This window comes from Streptomyces sp. NPDC085524, from assembly GCF_044541755.1.
Classification (GTDB): Bacteria; Actinomycetota; Actinomycetes; order Streptomycetales; family Streptomycetaceae; genus Streptomyces.
Window position 1 is genome coordinate 112313 of sequence record NZ_JBITTH010000003.1, and the last position, 15252, is coordinate 127564.

General features: G+C 72.7%; 18 protein-coding genes. 8 read left to right on the forward strand and 10 right to left on the reverse strand.

The window, feature by feature from the left end:
- The first annotated feature begins 33 nt into the window (after positions 1–33).
- From ACIGFK_RS05400 to ACIGFK_RS05410, 3 genes are read left to right on the forward strand one after another with little or no spacing between them, the layout of a single operon-like run.
- Positions 34–1149 carry a magnesium and cobalt transport protein CorA gene (locus tag ACIGFK_RS05400; RefSeq protein ID WP_376661585.1) on the forward strand — a complete coding sequence of 372 codons (1116 nt, stop codon included), beginning with the start codon at positions 34–36 and terminating at the stop codon, positions 1147–1149.
- Between the two features lie 13 nt (positions 1150–1162).
- Complete coding sequence (locus ACIGFK_RS05405) at positions 1163–1681, forward strand: hypothetical protein (protein WP_386470149.1); 519 nt, start codon at positions 1163–1165, stop codon at positions 1679–1681.
- A gap of 19 nt (positions 1682–1700) precedes the next feature.
- Positions 1701–2210 carry a hypothetical protein gene (locus ACIGFK_RS05410; protein WP_376661583.1) on the forward strand — a complete coding sequence of 170 codons (510 nt, stop codon included), beginning with the start codon at positions 1701–1703 and terminating at the stop codon, positions 2208–2210.
- A 502-nt stretch (positions 2211–2712) separates the two neighbouring features.
- On the opposite strand, the gene ACIGFK_RS05415 is transcribed toward ACIGFK_RS05410, so the two are convergent.
- Positions 2713–3507, reverse strand: coding sequence for a hypothetical protein (locus ACIGFK_RS05415; RefSeq protein WP_376662292.1), 795 nt, complete (start codon positions 3505–3507; stop codon positions 2713–2715).
- Positions 3508–3748: 241 nt separating this feature from the next.
- Here ACIGFK_RS05415 and ACIGFK_RS05420 point away from each other — a divergent pair, with 241 nt between their 5' ends.
- From ACIGFK_RS05420 to ACIGFK_RS05430, 3 genes are all read left to right on the forward strand, one after another.
- Positions 3749–5020, forward strand: a complete 1272-nt coding sequence (locus ACIGFK_RS05420; RefSeq protein WP_376662291.1) for a magnesium transporter MgtE N-terminal domain-containing protein — start codon at positions 3749–3751, stop codon at positions 5018–5020.
- 154 nt (positions 5021–5174) lie between these two features.
- Positions 5175–5714 (forward strand): DUF1003 domain-containing protein, encoded by a 540-nt coding sequence (locus tag ACIGFK_RS05425; protein WP_376662293.1) that lies wholly within the window; start codon positions 5175–5177, stop codon positions 5712–5714.
- 42 nt (positions 5715–5756) lie between these two features.
- On the forward strand, positions 5757–6926 hold the full coding sequence (locus ACIGFK_RS05430) for an Mrp/NBP35 family ATP-binding protein (protein ID WP_376662290.1): 1170 nt from the start codon (positions 5757–5759) through the stop codon (positions 6924–6926).
- A 127-nt stretch (positions 6927–7053) separates the two neighbouring features.
- On the opposite strand, the gene ACIGFK_RS05435 is transcribed toward ACIGFK_RS05430, so the two are convergent.
- The 5 genes from ACIGFK_RS05435 to sigE form a co-directional block, all read right to left on the reverse strand.
- Positions 7054–7809, reverse strand: coding sequence for a hypothetical protein (locus tag ACIGFK_RS05435; RefSeq protein WP_386468860.1), 756 nt, complete (start codon positions 7807–7809; stop codon positions 7054–7056).
- Between the two features lie 113 nt (positions 7810–7922).
- Positions 7923–8369, reverse strand: coding sequence for a sec-independent translocase (locus ACIGFK_RS05440; protein ID WP_386468862.1), 447 nt, complete (start codon positions 8367–8369; stop codon positions 7923–7925).
- 118 nt (positions 8370–8487) lie between these two features.
- On the reverse strand, positions 8488–9852 hold the full coding sequence (locus ACIGFK_RS05445) for a S1C family serine protease (RefSeq protein ID WP_376659724.1): 1365 nt from the start codon (positions 9850–9852) through the stop codon (positions 8488–8490).
- Positions 9853–9906: 54 nt separating this feature from the next.
- Positions 9907–10593: a zf-HC2 domain-containing protein gene (locus ACIGFK_RS05450; protein ID WP_376659725.1), complete on the reverse strand. Its 687-nt coding sequence runs from the start codon at positions 10591–10593 to the stop codon at positions 9907–9909.
- Positions 10590–11366: an RNA polymerase sigma factor SigE gene (sigE, locus tag ACIGFK_RS05455; RefSeq protein ID WP_376659726.1), complete on the reverse strand. Its 777-nt coding sequence runs from the start codon at positions 11364–11366 to the stop codon at positions 10590–10592. The genes ACIGFK_RS05450 and sigE overlap by 4 nt, the downstream gene beginning before the upstream one ends.
- Before the next feature lie 178 nt (positions 11367–11544).
- Between sigE and ACIGFK_RS05460 the strand changes: the two genes are divergently transcribed.
- Entirely contained in the window at positions 11545–12207 is a 663-nt protein-coding gene (locus ACIGFK_RS05460; RefSeq protein WP_360867549.1) for a class I SAM-dependent methyltransferase, read from the forward strand.
- A gap of 28 nt (positions 12208–12235) precedes the next feature.
- Here ACIGFK_RS05460 and ACIGFK_RS05465 read toward each other — a convergent pair whose 3' ends face one another.
- Together ACIGFK_RS05465 and ACIGFK_RS05470 are read right to left on the reverse strand one after the other, a co-directional pair.
- Positions 12236–12853, reverse strand: a complete 618-nt coding sequence (locus tag ACIGFK_RS05465; protein WP_376659727.1) for a hypothetical protein — start codon at positions 12851–12853, stop codon at positions 12236–12238.
- Between the two features lie 107 nt (positions 12854–12960).
- Positions 12961–13128 (reverse strand): DUF3117 domain-containing protein, encoded by a 168-nt coding sequence (locus ACIGFK_RS05470; RefSeq protein WP_003966491.1) that lies wholly within the window; start codon positions 13126–13128, stop codon positions 12961–12963.
- A 322-nt stretch (positions 13129–13450) separates the two neighbouring features.
- Between ACIGFK_RS05470 and ACIGFK_RS05475 the strand changes: the two genes are divergently transcribed.
- Positions 13451–14254 (forward strand): enoyl-CoA hydratase/isomerase family protein, encoded by an 804-nt coding sequence (locus tag ACIGFK_RS05475; protein ID WP_400050649.1) that lies wholly within the window; start codon positions 13451–13453, stop codon positions 14252–14254.
- 19 nt (positions 14255–14273) lie between these two features.
- Here the strand turns inward: ACIGFK_RS05475 and ACIGFK_RS05480 are convergent, their stop codons facing one another.
- Both ACIGFK_RS05480 and ACIGFK_RS05485 read right to left on the reverse strand, forming a co-directional pair.
- Positions 14274–14849 carry a DNA-3-methyladenine glycosylase I gene (locus tag ACIGFK_RS05480; protein WP_376659729.1) on the reverse strand — a complete coding sequence of 192 codons (576 nt, stop codon included), beginning with the start codon at positions 14847–14849 and terminating at the stop codon, positions 14274–14276.
- Entirely contained in the window at positions 14849–15199 is a 351-nt protein-coding gene (locus ACIGFK_RS05485) for a DivIVA domain-containing protein (protein WP_376659730.1), read from the reverse strand. Before ACIGFK_RS05485 ends, ACIGFK_RS05480 begins: the two co-directional genes overlap by 1 nt.
- Between the last annotated feature and the right edge of the window lie 53 nt (positions 15200–15252).

Consider the following 15252-nt stretch of genomic DNA (forward strand, 5'->3'; position numbering starts at 1 on the left):
CGGTCCGCAGCCGTGCGCGAGAAGGAGCCTGCCATGTCGATGCTGCCCTACCTGCGTGCGGCCGTCCGTCCGTCGCTCCGCAAGCCCACTCCCGTCCAGCCCGGCTACGACACCACTCGCGACCCCTCCGCCAGCAGTGCGGTGGTCGACTGCGCCGTGTACCGCGACGGCCGGCGCGTACAGGGGACGGCCTGCCTGACGCCCCGTGAGGCGATCCGCCGGGTCCGCGAGGACGGCGGTTTCGCCTGGATCGGCCTGCACGAGCCGACCGAGGCGGAGTTCGCGGGGATCGCCGCCACCTTCGGGCTGCACCCCCTCGCCGTGGAGGACGCGGTGCACGCGCACCAGCGGCCGAAGCTGGAGCGGTACGACGACACCCTCTTCACCGTCTTCAAGACGATCCACTACGTGGAGCACGCCGAACTGACCGCCACCAGCGAGGTGGTGGAGACCGGCGAGGTGATGTGCTTCACCGGCCCCGACTTCGTCATCACCGTCCGGCACGGCGGCCAGGGCTCCCTGAAGGGACTGCGCCACCGCCTCCAGGACGAGCCGGACCTGCTCGCCAAGGGCCCCTCCTCGGTCCTGCACTCCATCGCGGACCACGTGGTCGACGGGTACATCGCGGTCGCGGCGGCCGTCCAGGACGACATCGACGAGGTGGAGAGCGCCGTCTTCGCGGCCCCCACCAAGGGCGCCACCCGCGGCGGCGACGCGGGCCGCATCTACCAGCTCAAGCGCGAGGTGCTGGAGTTCAAGCGGGCGGTGTCCCCCCTGCTGCGGCCGATGGAGCTGCTCAGCGAGCGCCCGATGCGGCTGGTCGACCCGGACATCCAGAAGTACTTCCGCGACGTCGCCGACCACCTCGCCCGCGTGCACGAGCAGGTCGTCGGCTTCGACGAACTGCTGAACTCGATCCTCCAGGCCAACCTCGCGCAGGCGACCGTCGCCCAGAACGAGGACATGCGCAAGATCACCTCGTGGGCGGCGATCATCGCCGTACCCACCATGATCTGCGGGGTCTACGGCATGAACTTCGACCACATGCCCGAACTCCACTGGAAGTACGGCTACCCGATGGTGATGGCCGCCATCGTCGCCAGCTGCTTCACCATCCACCGGGCCCTGCACCGCCACGGGTGGCTGTGAAATTCTGACGATCATGAAAAAGAACCAGTTGGGGCAACTCATCGGTGGCCTCTTCGGCCTGGCCTTCATCCAGGCCAACGCGGGGGCACTGCCACAAGCACTGTCCGCCCCCATCCGAGTGGCCGCCGTCGCCGCCTTCCTCGGCCTCTTCCTGTCGATACGCCGCAGCAGCACCGGGACCGCTCCGAGGGCGGGCTTCGGCCGCACCTACTGGTACGTGGTGGCCGCCGAGGTGATCGCCGCCCTCGGCGGGGCGGCGGTCATCACCAACGTGCTGGACACGCCGCGGGCGACGGTGGGCTGGATCGCCCTCGTCGTCGGCGTGCACTTCTTCGGACTGGCCGCCGTCTGGCGCATGCCGGCGCTCCGGGTGCTCGCCGCGGCCATGTCCGTCTGCGGAGCCGCCGGAATGGCCCTGGCGTTCGGGGGCGCCTCGGCCGCCACGGTGGCGGCGGTCGCCGGGGTCGCCCCGGGCGCGCTGCTGCTCGCGGCCGCGTGGCGGGGCGACTCCCGCCCGGCCGCGGCCGTGTGACCTCCCCTACTCTGTGCGCATGACTCTCAGCACGCTCGACCTGGCCCTCGTCGAGGAGGCCACCAAGAAGTCCGGCCTGATCTGGGTCCGCGGCGCCGGAGCGGACCGCGCCCTGTGGCACGCTTGGGTGGACGGCGCCGCGCACGTGCTGGGCGACGGACCCGGCGAGCAGCCGTTCCCCGCGCTGGCGGACGGTGCGACGGCCGAGGTGACGGTGCGGAGCAAGGACAAGGGCGGGCGGCTGGTCGCCTGGACCGCGACCGTGCGGGAACTGCCGCCCCGCGGCGAGGAATGGGCCGCGGCGGTCGCCGAGCTCAAGGGCAAGCGGCTGAACGCGCCCGACTCGGAGGAGATGACGGAGCGGTGGGCGCGGGAGTGCCGGCTGCTGCGGCTGGAGCCGCAGGCCGTCGGCGCGCTCCCGGCCGGTTCGCTGGCCGCGGCTCCGCTGGCCTCCCCGGCCATCACCCGCCGCCCGATCCCGGCCCACCTCCCGAAGCTCCTCCTGAAGCGCAAGAAGCCCCGCCCGTAGGCCCCGCCGGGGCCGGGTGTGCGGCCGGGAGCCCCCGCAGGGCGTCGAACGCAACCACCCTCCCTCCTCCGGCCCCTGGAAACGCTCGACGGCCGAGGAGGTGCCCCGCCGCGCGCCCGGCCCCGGCGGCCGGCTGCGTGCGGGCTGCTGCGCGGGGCCGTTCCCCCACCCCGCCCCTTCCCGAAACCGGGCTCTGCCCGGACCCGCGCCTCAAACGCCGGCGGGGCTGAAAGACCCGGGGCTCCGCCCCGGACCCCGGTCCTCAAACGCCGGACGGGCTGCATGGTGCGGCCGGGCTGGAAGGTGCGGGCGGGCCGGGACCGTCCGGCCTCGCCGGCGTTCGAGGCGCGGGCGCGGAGCGCCGTAGGGGTGACGGGCGGAGCACGGACAGGCCGACGGGTGCGCAGCGCCGGGGGGACGGGCCCCCGGAGGGCGGCGGGGCTGGGCAGCGGCCCCGAAGGTTCGGGCCCGCCGGACGGGGTCTGCCCGCCGCCCCGTGGGGTTACGGCTTCGTGGGGTTCGACCCCTGCCCCGACCCCTTCGACGGCGCCGGGGCGGTGCCGTCGTTGCCCTGGTCCTTCGTCGTCGGGAGCTGCGTACCGTAGTCCACCGTCTGGTCCTGCGCCGGCGGGTCGAGGGGGAACGGCTTGCCCCACTCCGCGAGTTCCACCCGCCCGGCGCCGCCCGCCCGCTCCAGCATCAGCGGGTACGGGGTGCCTTCCAGGGAGACCGACAGCTTGCCGCCCTTGCCCTCGGCCGCCGAGACCTGCACGGCCCGGGTGTGTCCGACCTTCGTGTAGGAGCCCTTGGCGAGCTTGCCCTCCAGGCCGAGCAGCCCGTCCAGCAGGACGTGCATGTCGGTGAAGCCGCGGAACTGCTTGTACGTGGGGTCGCTCTCCGGCACCTTCACGTACTTGTCGCCGAGCTTGCCCGCCGAGTCGGACTGCCCCCAGAACGCCGCGCTCGCCTTCAGGTACAGCTGCTCCCCCACCCGCAGCAGCTGGAAGGTGTCGTCCTTGGACTTCACCTCGCCGGAGCCGCCGTCCGACTTCAGCCGCATGTCGAGGGTGAAGGACTTGCCGCCGCTCACGAGCGTGCCGGACAGGTGCACGGAGTCGGCGGCCGTGGCGGCCGCCTTCGCCTTCTCCTCGATCTTGTCCGCGGACAGCTTGCCGACCCCGTTCGTCCCCTCGTCCGGGTCCGAGCCGCAGCCCGTGCCGGTGACGGCGAGTCCCGCGCACAGCGCACCGATGAACGCGGCCCGGCGCAGGCGCGCGGCAGGGAAGTAGGCGGTCACGGGCAGGTGCCTCTCGTCGTGCGGGCGGTGCTGGGGTACGGCTGCGAGCCGCAGGCAGCGTACCTGCCGCCGCTCCGCCCGCCGTGACCGCGCCCCGGCTACCCGCCCGGTACCCGCACGCCGCACCCGCAGCACACCCGCACCGCACCCACGCGGACCGCCCCACCAGGACGCTTGCACCGGGCACGGGCTAGCCTGAGGAGCGGCAGGACTGTTGAGGGACGCTCTAGGAGGCGCTCGGATGGCTGGTGGCGCCCCGCGGATCTTCGTCTCGCATCTGTCGGGTGTGCCCGTCTTCGACCCCAACGGCGACCAGGTCGGGCGGGTCCGCGACCTCGTGGCGATGCTGCGCGTCGGCGGACGGCCGCCGCGCCTGCTGGGCCTGGTGGTCGAGGTGGTCAGCCGGCGCCGGATCTTCCTGCCGATGACCCGGGTCACGGGCGTGGAGTCCGGTCAGGTGATCACGACCGGTGTCGTCAACATGCGCCGCTTCGAGCAGCGCCCCACCGAGCGGCTGATCCTCGGCGAGCTGCTGGACCGCCGGGTGACGCTGACCGCGACGGGCGAGGAGGTCACGGTCCTGGACGTGGCCATCCAGCAGCTGCCGGCCCGCAGGGACTGGGAGATCGACAAGATCTTCGTACGCAAGGGCAAGGGCGGCGCCCTGCGCCGGCGCGGCGAGACCCTGACGGTGGAGTGGTCCGCGGTGACGGGCTTCTCCCTGGAGGAGCACGGGCAGGGCGCCGAGAACCTGGTCGCGACGTTCGAGCAGATGCGCCCCGCCGACGTGGCGAACGTCCTGCACCACCTGACGCCGAAGCGCCGCGCCGAGGTGGCCAACGCCCTCGACGACGACCGGCTCGCGGACGTCATGGAGGAGCTCCCCGAGGACGAGCAGGTGGAGATCCTCGGCAAGCTGAAGGAGGAGCGCGCCGCCGACGTCCTGGAGGCGATGGACCCGGACGACGCGGCCGACCTGCTCTCCGAGCTGCCGGAGGACGACAAGGAGCGGCTGCTGACGCTGATGCAGCCGGACGACGCGGCCGACGTGCGGCGCCTGCTGTCGTACGAGGAGAACACCGCCGGCGGTCTGATGACCACGGAGCCGATCGTGCTGCGGCCGGACGCGACGGTCGCGGACGCGCTGGCCCGCGTACGGCAGTCGGACCTTTCTCCGGCGCTGGCGGCGCAGGTGTACGTGTGCCGGCCGCCGGACGAGACCCCGACGGGCAAGTACCTGGGCACGGTGCACTTCCAGCGGCTGCTGCGGGACCCTCCGTTCACGCTGGTCAGCTCGATCGTGGACACGGACCTGCCGCCGCTGCGTCCGGACGCCTCGCTGCCGGTGGTGACCAGCTACCTGGCCGCCTACAACATGGTGGCGGTGCCGGTGGTCGACGAGAGCGGTTCGCTGCTGGGCGCGGTGACGGTGGACGACGTACTGGACCACCTGCTGCCGGACGACTGGCGCGAGAAGGACTTCCACTCCGAGGAGGCCGTGGGTGGCCACTGAACGGGGGCGCTCCGAGAAGGAGCAGGCGCGCGAGCGACGCCGGGAGCAGATCCGCGAGCGGCGCGAGCGGGCGCGCGCGCAGGCGCGCGAGCTCGGGCTGAACGTGGAGTCGGGCGAACGGGCGGAACGTTCCGCCTTCGAGCGGGGCGAACGGGTGAAGGCGGCCTCGGCGACCGGTTCGAGCGCGCTCACCCGGTCGCGGGTCCGCCTCGACGTGCCGCGGCCCTCAAGGCGCCGGCTGCTGCCGGAGTACGACCCGGAGGCCTTCGGGCGGCTGTCGGAGCGGGTGGCGCGGTTCCTCGGCACGGGCCGGTTCATCGTCTGGATGACGGTCGTCATCATCTGCTGGGTGCTGTGGAACATCTTCGCGCCGGAGCACCTGCGGTTCGACAAGTACCCCTTCATCTTCCTGACGCTGATGCTGTCCCTCCAGGCCTCGTACGCGGCTCCGCTGATCCTGCTCGCGCAGAACCGGCAGGACGACCGGGACCGGGTCAACCTCGAGCAGGACCGCAAGCAGAACGAGCGCTCCATCGCCGACACCGAGTACCTGACCCGGGAGATCGCGGCCCTGCGGATGGGTCTGGGCGAGGTCGCGACGCGTGACTGGATCCGGTCCGAGTTCCAGGACCTGATCAAGGAGATGGACGAGCGGCGGCTATTCCCGCAGGAACGTGACGAAGGCGACCGCTGACGGGCTTTCCTGAGCCCTGCTACCGAGCCGTACCATCGGGGCATGGCTACCGACACAAGCTCCGCCGCCGACGCCGCCGTGCCCGAGCAGGACGCGATCCTGGACGCGCTGGCGACGGTGAACGACCCCGAGATCCACCGGCCGATCACCGAGCTCGGCATGGTCAAATCGGTGGAGATCGGCGACGGCGGCGCGGTCGCCGTCACCGTCTACCTGACCGTGTCGGGCTGTCCCATGCGCGAGACCATCACCCAGCTGGTCACCGAGGCCGTCGGGAAGGTCGCGGGCGTGACCTCCGTCGCGGTCACCCTCGACGTGATGAGCGACGAGCAGCGCAAGGAGCTGGCGGCCACGCTGCGCGGCGGCACCGCCGAGCGCGAGGTGCCCTTCGCCAAGCCGGGCTCGCTGACCCGTGTGTACGCGGTCGCGTCCGGCAAGGGCGGCGTCGGCAAGTCCTCGGTCACCGTCAACCTGGCCGCGGCGATGGCGGCGGACGGTCTGAAGGTCGGCGTGGTCGACGCCGACATCTACGGCCACAGCGTGCCGCGCATGCTCGGCGTGGACGGCAAGCCCACCCAGGTCGAGAACATGATCATGCCGCCGTCCGCGAACGGCGTGAAGGTCATCTCCATCGGCATGTTCACCCCGGGCAACGCCCCGGTGGTGTGGCGCGGTCCGATGCTGCACCGGGCGCTCCAGCAGTTCCTGGCGGACGTGTTCTGGGGAGACCTGGACGTGCTGCTGCTGGACCTCCCGCCGGGCACGGGCGACATCGCCATCTCGGTGGCCCAGCTGGTCCCGAACGCCGAGATCCTCGTGGTCACCACCCCGCAGCAGGCCGCGGCCGAGGTCGCGGAGCGGGCCGGCTCGATCGCCGTGCAGACCCACCAGAAGATCGTCGGCGTCGTCGAGAACATGTCGGGCCTGCCGTGCCCGCACTGCGACGAGATGGTCGACGTGTTCGGCTCGGGCGGCGGCCAGAAGGTGGCCGACGGCCTGACGAAGACGGTCGGCGCGACCGTCCCGGTGCTCGGCTCCATCCCGATCGACGTGCGCCTGCGCGAGGGCGGCGACGAGGGCAAGCCGGTCGTCCTGGCCGACCCGGACTCCCCGGCCGGCGCGGCCCTGCGCGCGATCGCCGGCAAACTGGGCGGCCGAGCCCGAGGCCTCTCGGGCATGTCCCTGGGCATCACCCCGAAGAACAAGTTCTGACGGCGGCTCGTGGGCAGTCGTTCCGCCTGGGGCGGAACGGGTGGGCACGAGCCGACCACCGGCCCGCACGGGCCGCGCAGCGCGAAAAGGGCACCGCCGGCCGGCGGTGCCCTTCGGCTTGCGCCCCCTACTCGTACGCGCCGAGGTCCGGGATCACCGAGAACCCGAGCCCGTACGCGCTCATCCCCCGCCCGTACGCCCCCAGATGGACACCGCCCCGCGTGGAGCCGGCCAGCACCCACCCGAACTCCGACTCACGGTAGTGAAACGGCGTCGGCTCCCCGTCGACCGGCAGCGACAGCGTCGACCAGTCCTCGCCGTCCAGATCGTCGGCGAGCTCCCAGGCGGCCTCCGTCTGCTGGTCGAGCCAGTCGTTGCGCAGGGAGTGGTCCATCTGGCCCGGCCAGCTGTACGCCAGCAGCCCGGAGCCGGCCAGCCAGGCCGCCGAGGAGACCGAGGTGGCCTCCAGGACGCCGGTGCCGTCTCCGCTGCGGCGCAGCGGGTTGCTCGCGACGGTGACGACCACCGCGAAGCGCTCCTTCTCGCCGGTGGCGATCTCGCCCCGTGCGGAGGGCTCGTCGCCGTGGCCGGTGGAGCCGTGCTCCACGGTGCCGTCGGCGCCGGTGCCGACCTGCATGAGCCAGCGGGGGCCGGTGAAGGCCCCGTCCAGCCCGTACCAGGGGAAGTCTGCCCTCAGGTAGCCCTCGGCGGTCCGGCGGGCCGCCGGGACGGGCGCGGCGGCCTCCTGCGGCTGCGGCGGCGCCTGCTGCGGCTGTTGCGGGGCGTTCTGCGGATCCTGTGCGGGTTCGGCGGCGGGGGCGGGCGCGGGCGCGGCGGCCTCGGGGGCTTGCGCACCTACCCGGCTACTGCTCGTCGTCTCCATGGGGCGGCCTCTCGTTCCGTGGGGTCCGGAACGGCCCGCCCCCCTCGGGCGTCCTACATCCGGACAGATGGAGGATAGCCATCGGACCCCGGATCGGCGGGCAGGCGCAGCCCCTACGTGGCGTCGGCGTCGAAGCGGGCGCGCTGGTCCGCGGCCGGGGCGGCGGGCTTCTTCAGCAGGTCGGGGCCGGTGCCGGCGGGCGTGGCGGAGGCGCCCGCGGGGGCGGCGGCCGCGTCGGCCTCCTTGCTGTTGACGGCGTCGGTGACGTCGTTCAGCTCCTTGCGGAGGTCGAAGCTGCTGCGGATCTCCTTGAGGTCCTCGTTCTCGGTCAGCTGCTTGCGGATGAAGGTCTTCGGGTTCAGGTCCTCGAACTCGAAGTCCTTGAACTCCGGTCCGAGTTCGGAGCGGATGTCCTGCTTGGCGCTGTCGGAGAACGAGCGGATCTTGCGGATGATCCCGGAGACGTCCTGGATGACCTTGGGCAGCTTGTCCGGACCGAAGACGAGGATCGCGAGCACCACGATCGTGACGAGTTCGAGTGCGCCTATGTCGTTGAACACCCTGCCGCTCCTCGGTTCTCTCTCACTGCGGGCCCGCACACACGGTACCCGCCCTTGTCCACACGCCCATACCTGCGTGACGGCCGGGCACCGGTTTCATCCGGCCGTCACGCGGCGCTCACGAGCCGTTCGCCGACCCCAGGACGACCTCCAGCGTCTGCTCCCGGCCCCCGCGCTGCACGGTCAGGGTCAGCTTGTCGCCCGGACGGTGGGACCTGATCTTGATGATCAGCTCGTCGCCGCCGCGGACGCGCTGCCCGTCGACCTTGGTGATCACGTCGCCGGCCTTGATCCCGGCGTGGGCGCCGGGCCCGCCGGAGACCACGGAGGGCTTGCCGTCCTCGGCCTTGTCCCCGACCCGGGCTCCGTCGCCCGTGTACTCCATGTCGAGGGTGACCCCGATCACGGGGTGCGTGGCGTGGCCGGTGCGGATGAGTTCCTCGGCGACGCGCTTGCCCTGGTTGATGGGGATGGCGAAGCCGAGGCCGATGGATCCGCCCTGCCGGACCCCTTCGTCGCCGTCGCGGCCGCCGTCGGCGCCCCGGATCGCGCTGTTGATGCCGACCACGTGGGCCTTGGCGTCGAGGAGGGGGCCGCCGGAGTTCCCCGGGTTGATGGGGGCGTCGGTCTGGAGGGCGTCGACGTAGCTGATGTCGCTGCCGTCGCCCTTGTCGCCGCCCGCGGTGACGGGCCGCCCGGTGGCGCTGATGATGCCGGCGGTGACGGTGTTGGACAGGTCGAAGGGGGCACCGATGGCCACCACCGGGTCGCCGACCTTCACGTTCTCGGAGTTGCCGAGGCTCAGCGGCTGGAGCCCGCGCACCCCGGTGACCTTGACCACGGCCAGGTCGTATCCGGAGTCACGGCCGACCAGCTCGGCGGTGACGCTCTCGCCGGTGCTGAAGGTGACCGCTATCTCCTTGGCGTCGGCGACGACGTGGTTGTTGGTCAGGATGTGGCCCTGCTGGTCGAGGACGAAGCCGGTTCCCGTACCGCCGCCCTTCGCGCTCCGCACGTGCAGGGTCACCACTCCGGGCAGTGCGGTGGCCGCGATCCCGGCCACGCTGTCGGGTGCTCGGCCCTTGTCCGCGACCGCCGCCTGGGGCAGCTCCAGGCGGGTGCTGCTCTGCCGCTCGGCGAGGACGCCGAGGTAGCCGCCGATGCCGCCCGCGAGGAGGGCGGTGGCCACGCTGAGGGCGGCGACCTGCCAGAGCCCGAAACCGCGCCGCTCCCGGCCCCGGTCCACCACCTGGAGGGGCGCCTGGAGGGGCTGGGCGCCCCACGGGTCGTACCGGACCGGGCGGGCGGGGTCCGGCTCCCGGCCGGCCTCCGCCGCCCCGGCCCCGCACTCGGGGCCGTCGGGCCGGGCGTCGGACCCGCCCTCCGGCCTGGGGGCCGGGACCGAGTCGTGGCGGCCTTCGGCCGTGCCCTCGGGCCGGCTCCACCACGACGGAGCCGGTTCGGTCTGCTGCCTGTCGGCCATGGGCGCTCCCCGCGTACCTATGCGCATGTGCCGCAGATTCAACCAGGTCCCGGGTCAGCGCAGCAGGGAGACCGGACGCGGGGTGGCCGGCGGGCTGGGGTGCAGCGGCGGCAGCGGGGTCGCGAGGGTCGACAGGAGGGTCGGCCCGATGGGCGGCTGCGGCACCCGGTCGCGGACCGCGGCGTCGGCGACGGGGACCACGGGACCGGGCCGGGAGGCGGGGGCGGGCTGTTCCCCCCGTACGTTCGGCTCGGCGGTCTCCATCGGCAGCGTCCCGCCCAGGGCGAGCGCGGCCAGCGACACCGCTCCCGCCGCGACGTAGGCGAACCGGCGGCGCGGGCGGGCGACTTCGTGGATGCGGAAGCCCTGCGGCTGCGACGGCATGCCCGGCTGCGCCAGGGCGTACGGGAACGAGCCGAAGGGATCGGCCGGCTGATCACCCGGCGCTCCCGCCGAACCCGGCCCACCGGTCGGCCCCATGGGGCCCGGCGGGCCGTCGGGACCGCCGCCGGGCAGCCCCTGCAACCGCGCCAGCAGCCCCGCGGACAGCGGTGGCGGCGCACTCTCCACGAACATGCTCTTGAGCCGGCGCTGTGCGTCGGCCTCGGCCTTGCACCTGGGGCACGTGGCCAGATGGGCCAGCACGCGCTCGCGGGCGTCGTGCTTCAGCTCCCCGTCCACCAGGGCGGCGAGCCTGTCGCCCAGGTGGTGTTCGGCGGGGGACGGACCGACTCCGCTCACTCGGCTCCTCCCTCTCCCCCGGCACCCGGCGCACCCACCGCCGCCCCCGCCAGCGCGCGCTGCTGCGCGCGGGCCTCGGGAGACCGGTGCTTGAGCGCCTTGCGCAGGTGTGAACGGCCGCGGTGGATACGGCTGCGGACGGTGCCGAGCTTCACGCCGAGGGTCGCGGCGATCTCCTCGTACGACAGGCCCTCGATGTCGCACAGCACCACGGCCGCGCGGAACTCGGGCGCGAGGGTGTCCAGCGCCTGCTGGACGTCCGCGTCGAAGTGGGTGTCGTGCAGCACCTGCTGCGGGGAGGGCTCACGGCTCGGCAGCCGCTCGGCGGCGTCGTCGCCGAGCGCGTCGAAGCGGATCCGCTGCTTGCGGCGGACCATGTCCAGGAACAGGTTCGTGGTGATGCGGTGCAGCCAGCCCTCGAAGGTGCCCGGCGTGTACGTGGACAGCGAGCGGAAGACGCGGACGAAGACCTCCTGGGTCAGGTCCTCGGCGTCGTGCTGGTTGCCCGTCAGACGGTAGGCAAGGCGGTAGACCCGCGCGCTGTGCGTGCTGACGATCTCCTCCCATGAGGGAGGGGTCCACGCCTGCGAGCCCGCATCGGCGGCGAAGGTCGCGGTGGTTGCGGTGGCGGTGTGGAAGCTGTCAGCAATGTTGGTCACGGATTTCGGCTCACCGGCCGACCAGAAGAGGCGTCTGAACAAGCCCCCACGATCCACAGGCGCAGCCGCACCTCCCCTGTCGGCTCTGGTGGTGTCCAGCGGAGTCCCTACCATAGCCACCCCCTCTGTCAGCTCCGGATAAGCCTTTTTGCAGTATCTTTACGCGGGTCTTAGGTCACAGAGGTGCTCCGGCCGTCGATCTGCCCGGCCCCGTCCCTTCTGATCCCGTCTCCACCCTTCACAACGCCCGGTCCCATCTGCGGGTTCCCGACGTCAGCGGATACAGTCACCGTTGCGCCAACTATGGGGACAGGAGAGGGTCATTACCGGCAACCGGCAGACGAGCTGGGCTTTCGCCGACGCGTTTGTCGCCGAGGACGACGCTCTGCGGTGGGCCCGCGACCGGTCCAGGGAAGCGGGCCTGCGCTCCGTCTCCCCCGGCACCGGGGCCGCGCTGCGCCTGCTGGCCGCCACCGCGGATGCCAAGGCGGTCGCCGAGATCGGCACCGGCACCGGCGTCTCCGGCATCCACCTCCTCCACGGCATGCGCCCCGACGGGGTGCTGACCACGGTGGATCCGGAACCGGACCGGCAGGCCTTCGCCCGCCAGGCCTTCCGCGCCGCCGGCTTCGCGGGCAACCGCGCCCGCTTCATCCCGGGCCGCGCCCTCGACGTCCTGCCCCGCCTCGCGGACGGCGGCTACGACCTCGTCTTCTGCGACGGGGACCCGACCGAGTCCCTCGACTACCTCGCTGAATCGTTGCGCCTGCTGCGCCCCGGCGGACTGGTCTGCTTCGAGGGGGTCTTCTCCGACGGCCGTACGGTCGACTCCGCGGCCCAGCCGGTGGAGGTGCTCCGGGTCCGCGAGCTGCTGCGCAGCGTCCGGGAGAGCCCGGCGCTGGAGTCCGCGCTGCTCCCGGTGGGCGACGGGCTGCTGTGCGCCGTACGCCGCTGAACCCGTAGGCCCGCGGGCCCGCAGGCCGTCAGCGCAGCAGCGCGAAGGTGAGGGCCGCCGTGCCGCCCAGCGCCGAGCCGGCGACGAGCTGGGCCGGCGTGTGCGCCTTCAGCACCAGCCGCGACCAGCCGACGGCGGCGGCGAGCAGCGCCGCCGGGAGCACCGGCGCCCCGAAGACCAGCAGCAGGATCATCACCGTGCCGCCGGCCACCGACATGTGGATGGATATCTGCCAGCCGATCGTCACCAGCAGGGACGAGACCAGGCCGACGAGCATCGCGACGACGAGCGCGAAGACGTCCGCCGGGGCGCCGAGCACGTGCAGCAGGGTGATCCCGGCGACGACGGAGACCAGGCTCAGCGCCATCGGGACCGTCCGCTGGCGCCGCACCCGTATGTGCTGGTCGGTCAGGGCCCCGCGCTTCACCCCGAGCACGACGATCCCGATCGGGACCACCCCGCAGAACAGGGCGCCGAGCAGCCCCCAGCCGAGGCCGGACCAGGACCCGGTGCTGAACCAGCCGATCAGCAGGAGCAGGGCCACGACGAGGTTCCCCGGCGCCAGCACGTCGGTGAGGATCCGGGCCGCCTTCTGGCGGGGGGTGCAGTCCGCGAAGGCGGGCGGCGCCGGCGGGGAGAACGTCACGTCACATCTCCGACGATCAAGGTCACGGTCCTGGACACAACGCTGCCCCGACCGCTCAAGGCGATCGGGGCAGCGCAGAGAATGCAGATGGAAGTGCAGTCAGCGGGTTAGCCGACGACCTTCTTCAGGGCGTCACCCAGGGCGTCCGCCTCGTCGGGGGTCAGCTCGACGACAAGCCGACCGCCGCCCTCGAGCGGTACGCGCATGACGATGCCCCGCCCCTCCTTGGTGACCTCGAGCGGGCCGTCGCCCGTCCGCGGCTTCATGGCCGCCATGCTCGTTCCCCTTCCTGAAACCAGCTCATCGTCAGCCGACGGCCCCATTCAGGCGCCTGGAACCCGGCATCGAACACATTGCTTCCCGGCCATTATCCCGCATGTCAGGACCCGATGACCAACCTCAACGGTGAACGCTTCGGCAACGCGCTCGACCAAAACCACTCATTTCGGGGACCCGCCTGCGATACTTCGCCCTCGCGCGGTCCGCTTTCTTTGACGCACATCACATGTGCGCGCGCCGTCCGGTCCGCCATGCTGACCCTTGCACCGGCCGGTACCGGCCGGTAGTCAAGCCCGCGACGAAGGGGGACCCCCTGCCATGGCCGACAGCGTGCTCTACGAAGTGACCGACGGACTCGCCACCATCACGATCAACCGTCCGGACGCGATGAACGCGATGAACACCGAGGCCAAGGTCGCGCTGCGCGACGCGGTCCGGGCGGCGGCGGCCGACACCGCGGTGCGGGCCGTACTGCTCACCGCGGCCGGCGACCGGGCCTTCTGCGTGGGTCAGGACCTCAAGGAGCACATCGGGAACCTCGCCTCGGACCGCGAGACCGGGACCTCGCTGACCATGAACACGGTCGCGGAGCACTACAACCCGATCGTCCGTGCCCTGACGGAGATGCCCAAGCCCGTGGTGGCCGGGGTGAACGGCGTCGCGGCCGGTGCGGGCTTCGGCTTCGCGCTGGCGGCGGACTTCCGCGTCGTCGCCGACACGGCGTCCTTCAACACCTCGTTCGCCGGGGTCGCGCTGACCGCCGACTCCGGGGTCTCCTGGACCCTCCCCCGCCTGATCGGCGCCTCCCGCGCCTCGGACCTGCTGCTCTTCCCGCGCTCGGTCAAGGCCCAGGAGGCGTTCGACCTCGGCATCGCCAACCGCCTGGTGCCCGTGGAGTCCCTGCGCGCCGAGGCCGAGGCCGTGGCCCGCGCCCTGGCCTCCGGCCCGACCGTCGCCTACGCCGCCGTGAAGGAGTCCCTGGCCTACGGGGCCTCGCACTCCCTCGCGGAGGCGCTGGAGCACGAGGACGTCCTGCAGACCCGCGCGGGCGCCTCCGAGGACCACGCCATCGCCGTGCAGGCCTTCCTCGCGAAGCAGCCGCCGCAGTACCTGGGCCGCTGAGGTCCCCCTCCCGCGGAGCTCAGGCTTCGCGGGAGGCGCAGTCGGCCAGGTGGTCGTTGACCAGCCCGCAGGCCTGCATCAGGGCGTAGGCCGTCGTCGGCCCGACGAAGCGGATCCCGGCCTTCTTCAGCGCCTTGGCCAACGCGGTGGACTCGGGGGTGACCGCCGGGACGTCGGCGATGCTGCGGGGGGCCGGGCCGGGCTTCTCGGGGGCGTGGGACCAGATCAGCTCGTCCAGCTCGCCCGGCTCCCACCCGGCGAGCACCTTCGCGTTGGCCAGCGTCGCCTCGATCTTGGCCCGGTTGCGGATGATCCCCTCGTCGGCCAGCAGCCGCTCCGCGTCCGCCGGCCCGAACTCGGCGACCGCCGCGATCTCGAAGGAGGCGAAGGCCTTCCGGAAGCCCTCCCGCCGCCGGAGGATCGTGATCCACGACAGCCCCGACTGGAAGGCCTCCAGGCACAGCCGCTCGTACAGCGCGTCGTCGCCGTGGACCGGGCGGCCCCACTCGGTGTCGTGATAGGCGACGTAGTCCTCCGTGGACAGGGCCCAGGGGCAGCGAAGCGCCCCGTCCGGGCCCGCGATCGCGACGCCCATCACTCGCCGTGCTTCGTCAGGTCGACCTGCCCGGCCGGCACCGCGTCCTGCGGTTCGGCCGCGGCCTGCGCCGTCAGCTGGGCGATCCGCGCGTCGCGCTCCGCCAGCTCCGCCGCCAGCCGGTCCAGTACGTCGTCCACCTCGGCCATCCGGTACCCGCGCGGCGCGACGGGCAGCCGCAGCGCGTCGATGTCCGCCCGCACGACGGGCCGGGTCTCCGGCAGCGCGTCGGCCACCCGGTCCGGTTCCGCTTCCGGCAGGACGGCCTCCGAGCCCCCGCCGATCACCGCCAGGGTGACCGCTGCCACGACCACGACCAGCGCGATCATCAAGAAGAAGAACACGATCACTCCCCACGAGAGACTCCGACCACCAGGTTAAGGTCGCAGATGAGGCGGGGGGG

What these genes read in the sequence shown, in the direction of transcription:
- ACIGFK_RS05400 (WP_376661585.1), top strand. Translation starts at nt 34, where the DNA reads ATGTCGATGCTGCCCTACCTGCGTGCGGCCGTCCGTCCGTCGCTCCGC.
- ACIGFK_RS05405 (WP_386470149.1), top strand. Translation starts at nt 1,163, where the DNA reads ATGAAAAAGAACCAGTTGGGGCAACTCATCGGTGGCCTCTTCGGCCTG.
- ACIGFK_RS05410 (WP_376661583.1), top strand. Translation starts at nt 1,701, where the DNA reads ATGACTCTCAGCACGCTCGACCTGGCCCTCGTCGAGGAGGCCACCAAG.
- ACIGFK_RS05420 (WP_376662291.1), top strand. Translation starts at nt 3,749, where the DNA reads ATGGCTGGTGGCGCCCCGCGGATCTTCGTCTCGCATCTGTCGGGTGTG.
- ACIGFK_RS05430 (WP_376662290.1), top strand. Translation starts at nt 5,757, where the DNA reads ATGGCTACCGACACAAGCTCCGCCGCCGACGCCGCCGTGCCCGAGCAG.
- ACIGFK_RS05435 (WP_386468860.1), bottom strand. Translation starts at nt 7,809, where the DNA reads ATGGAGACGACGAGCAGTAGCCGGGTAGGTGCGCAAGCCCCCGAGGCC.
- ACIGFK_RS05445 (WP_376659724.1), bottom strand. Translation starts at nt 9,852, where the DNA reads ATGGCCGACAGGCAGCAGACCGAACCGGCTCCGTCGTGGTGGAGCCGG.
- sigE (WP_376659726.1), bottom strand. Translation starts at nt 11,366, where the DNA reads ATGGTAGGGACTCCGCTGGACACCACCAGAGCCGACAGGGGAGGTGCG.
- ACIGFK_RS05470 (WP_003966491.1), bottom strand. Translation starts at nt 13,128, where the DNA reads ATGGCGGCCATGAAGCCGCGGACGGGCGACGGCCCGCTCGAGGTCACC.
- ACIGFK_RS05475 (WP_400050649.1), top strand. Translation starts at nt 13,451, where the DNA reads ATGGCCGACAGCGTGCTCTACGAAGTGACCGACGGACTCGCCACCATC.
- ACIGFK_RS05480 (WP_376659729.1), bottom strand. Translation starts at nt 14,849, where the DNA reads ATGGGCGTCGCGATCGCGGGCCCGGACGGGGCGCTTCGCTGCCCCTGG.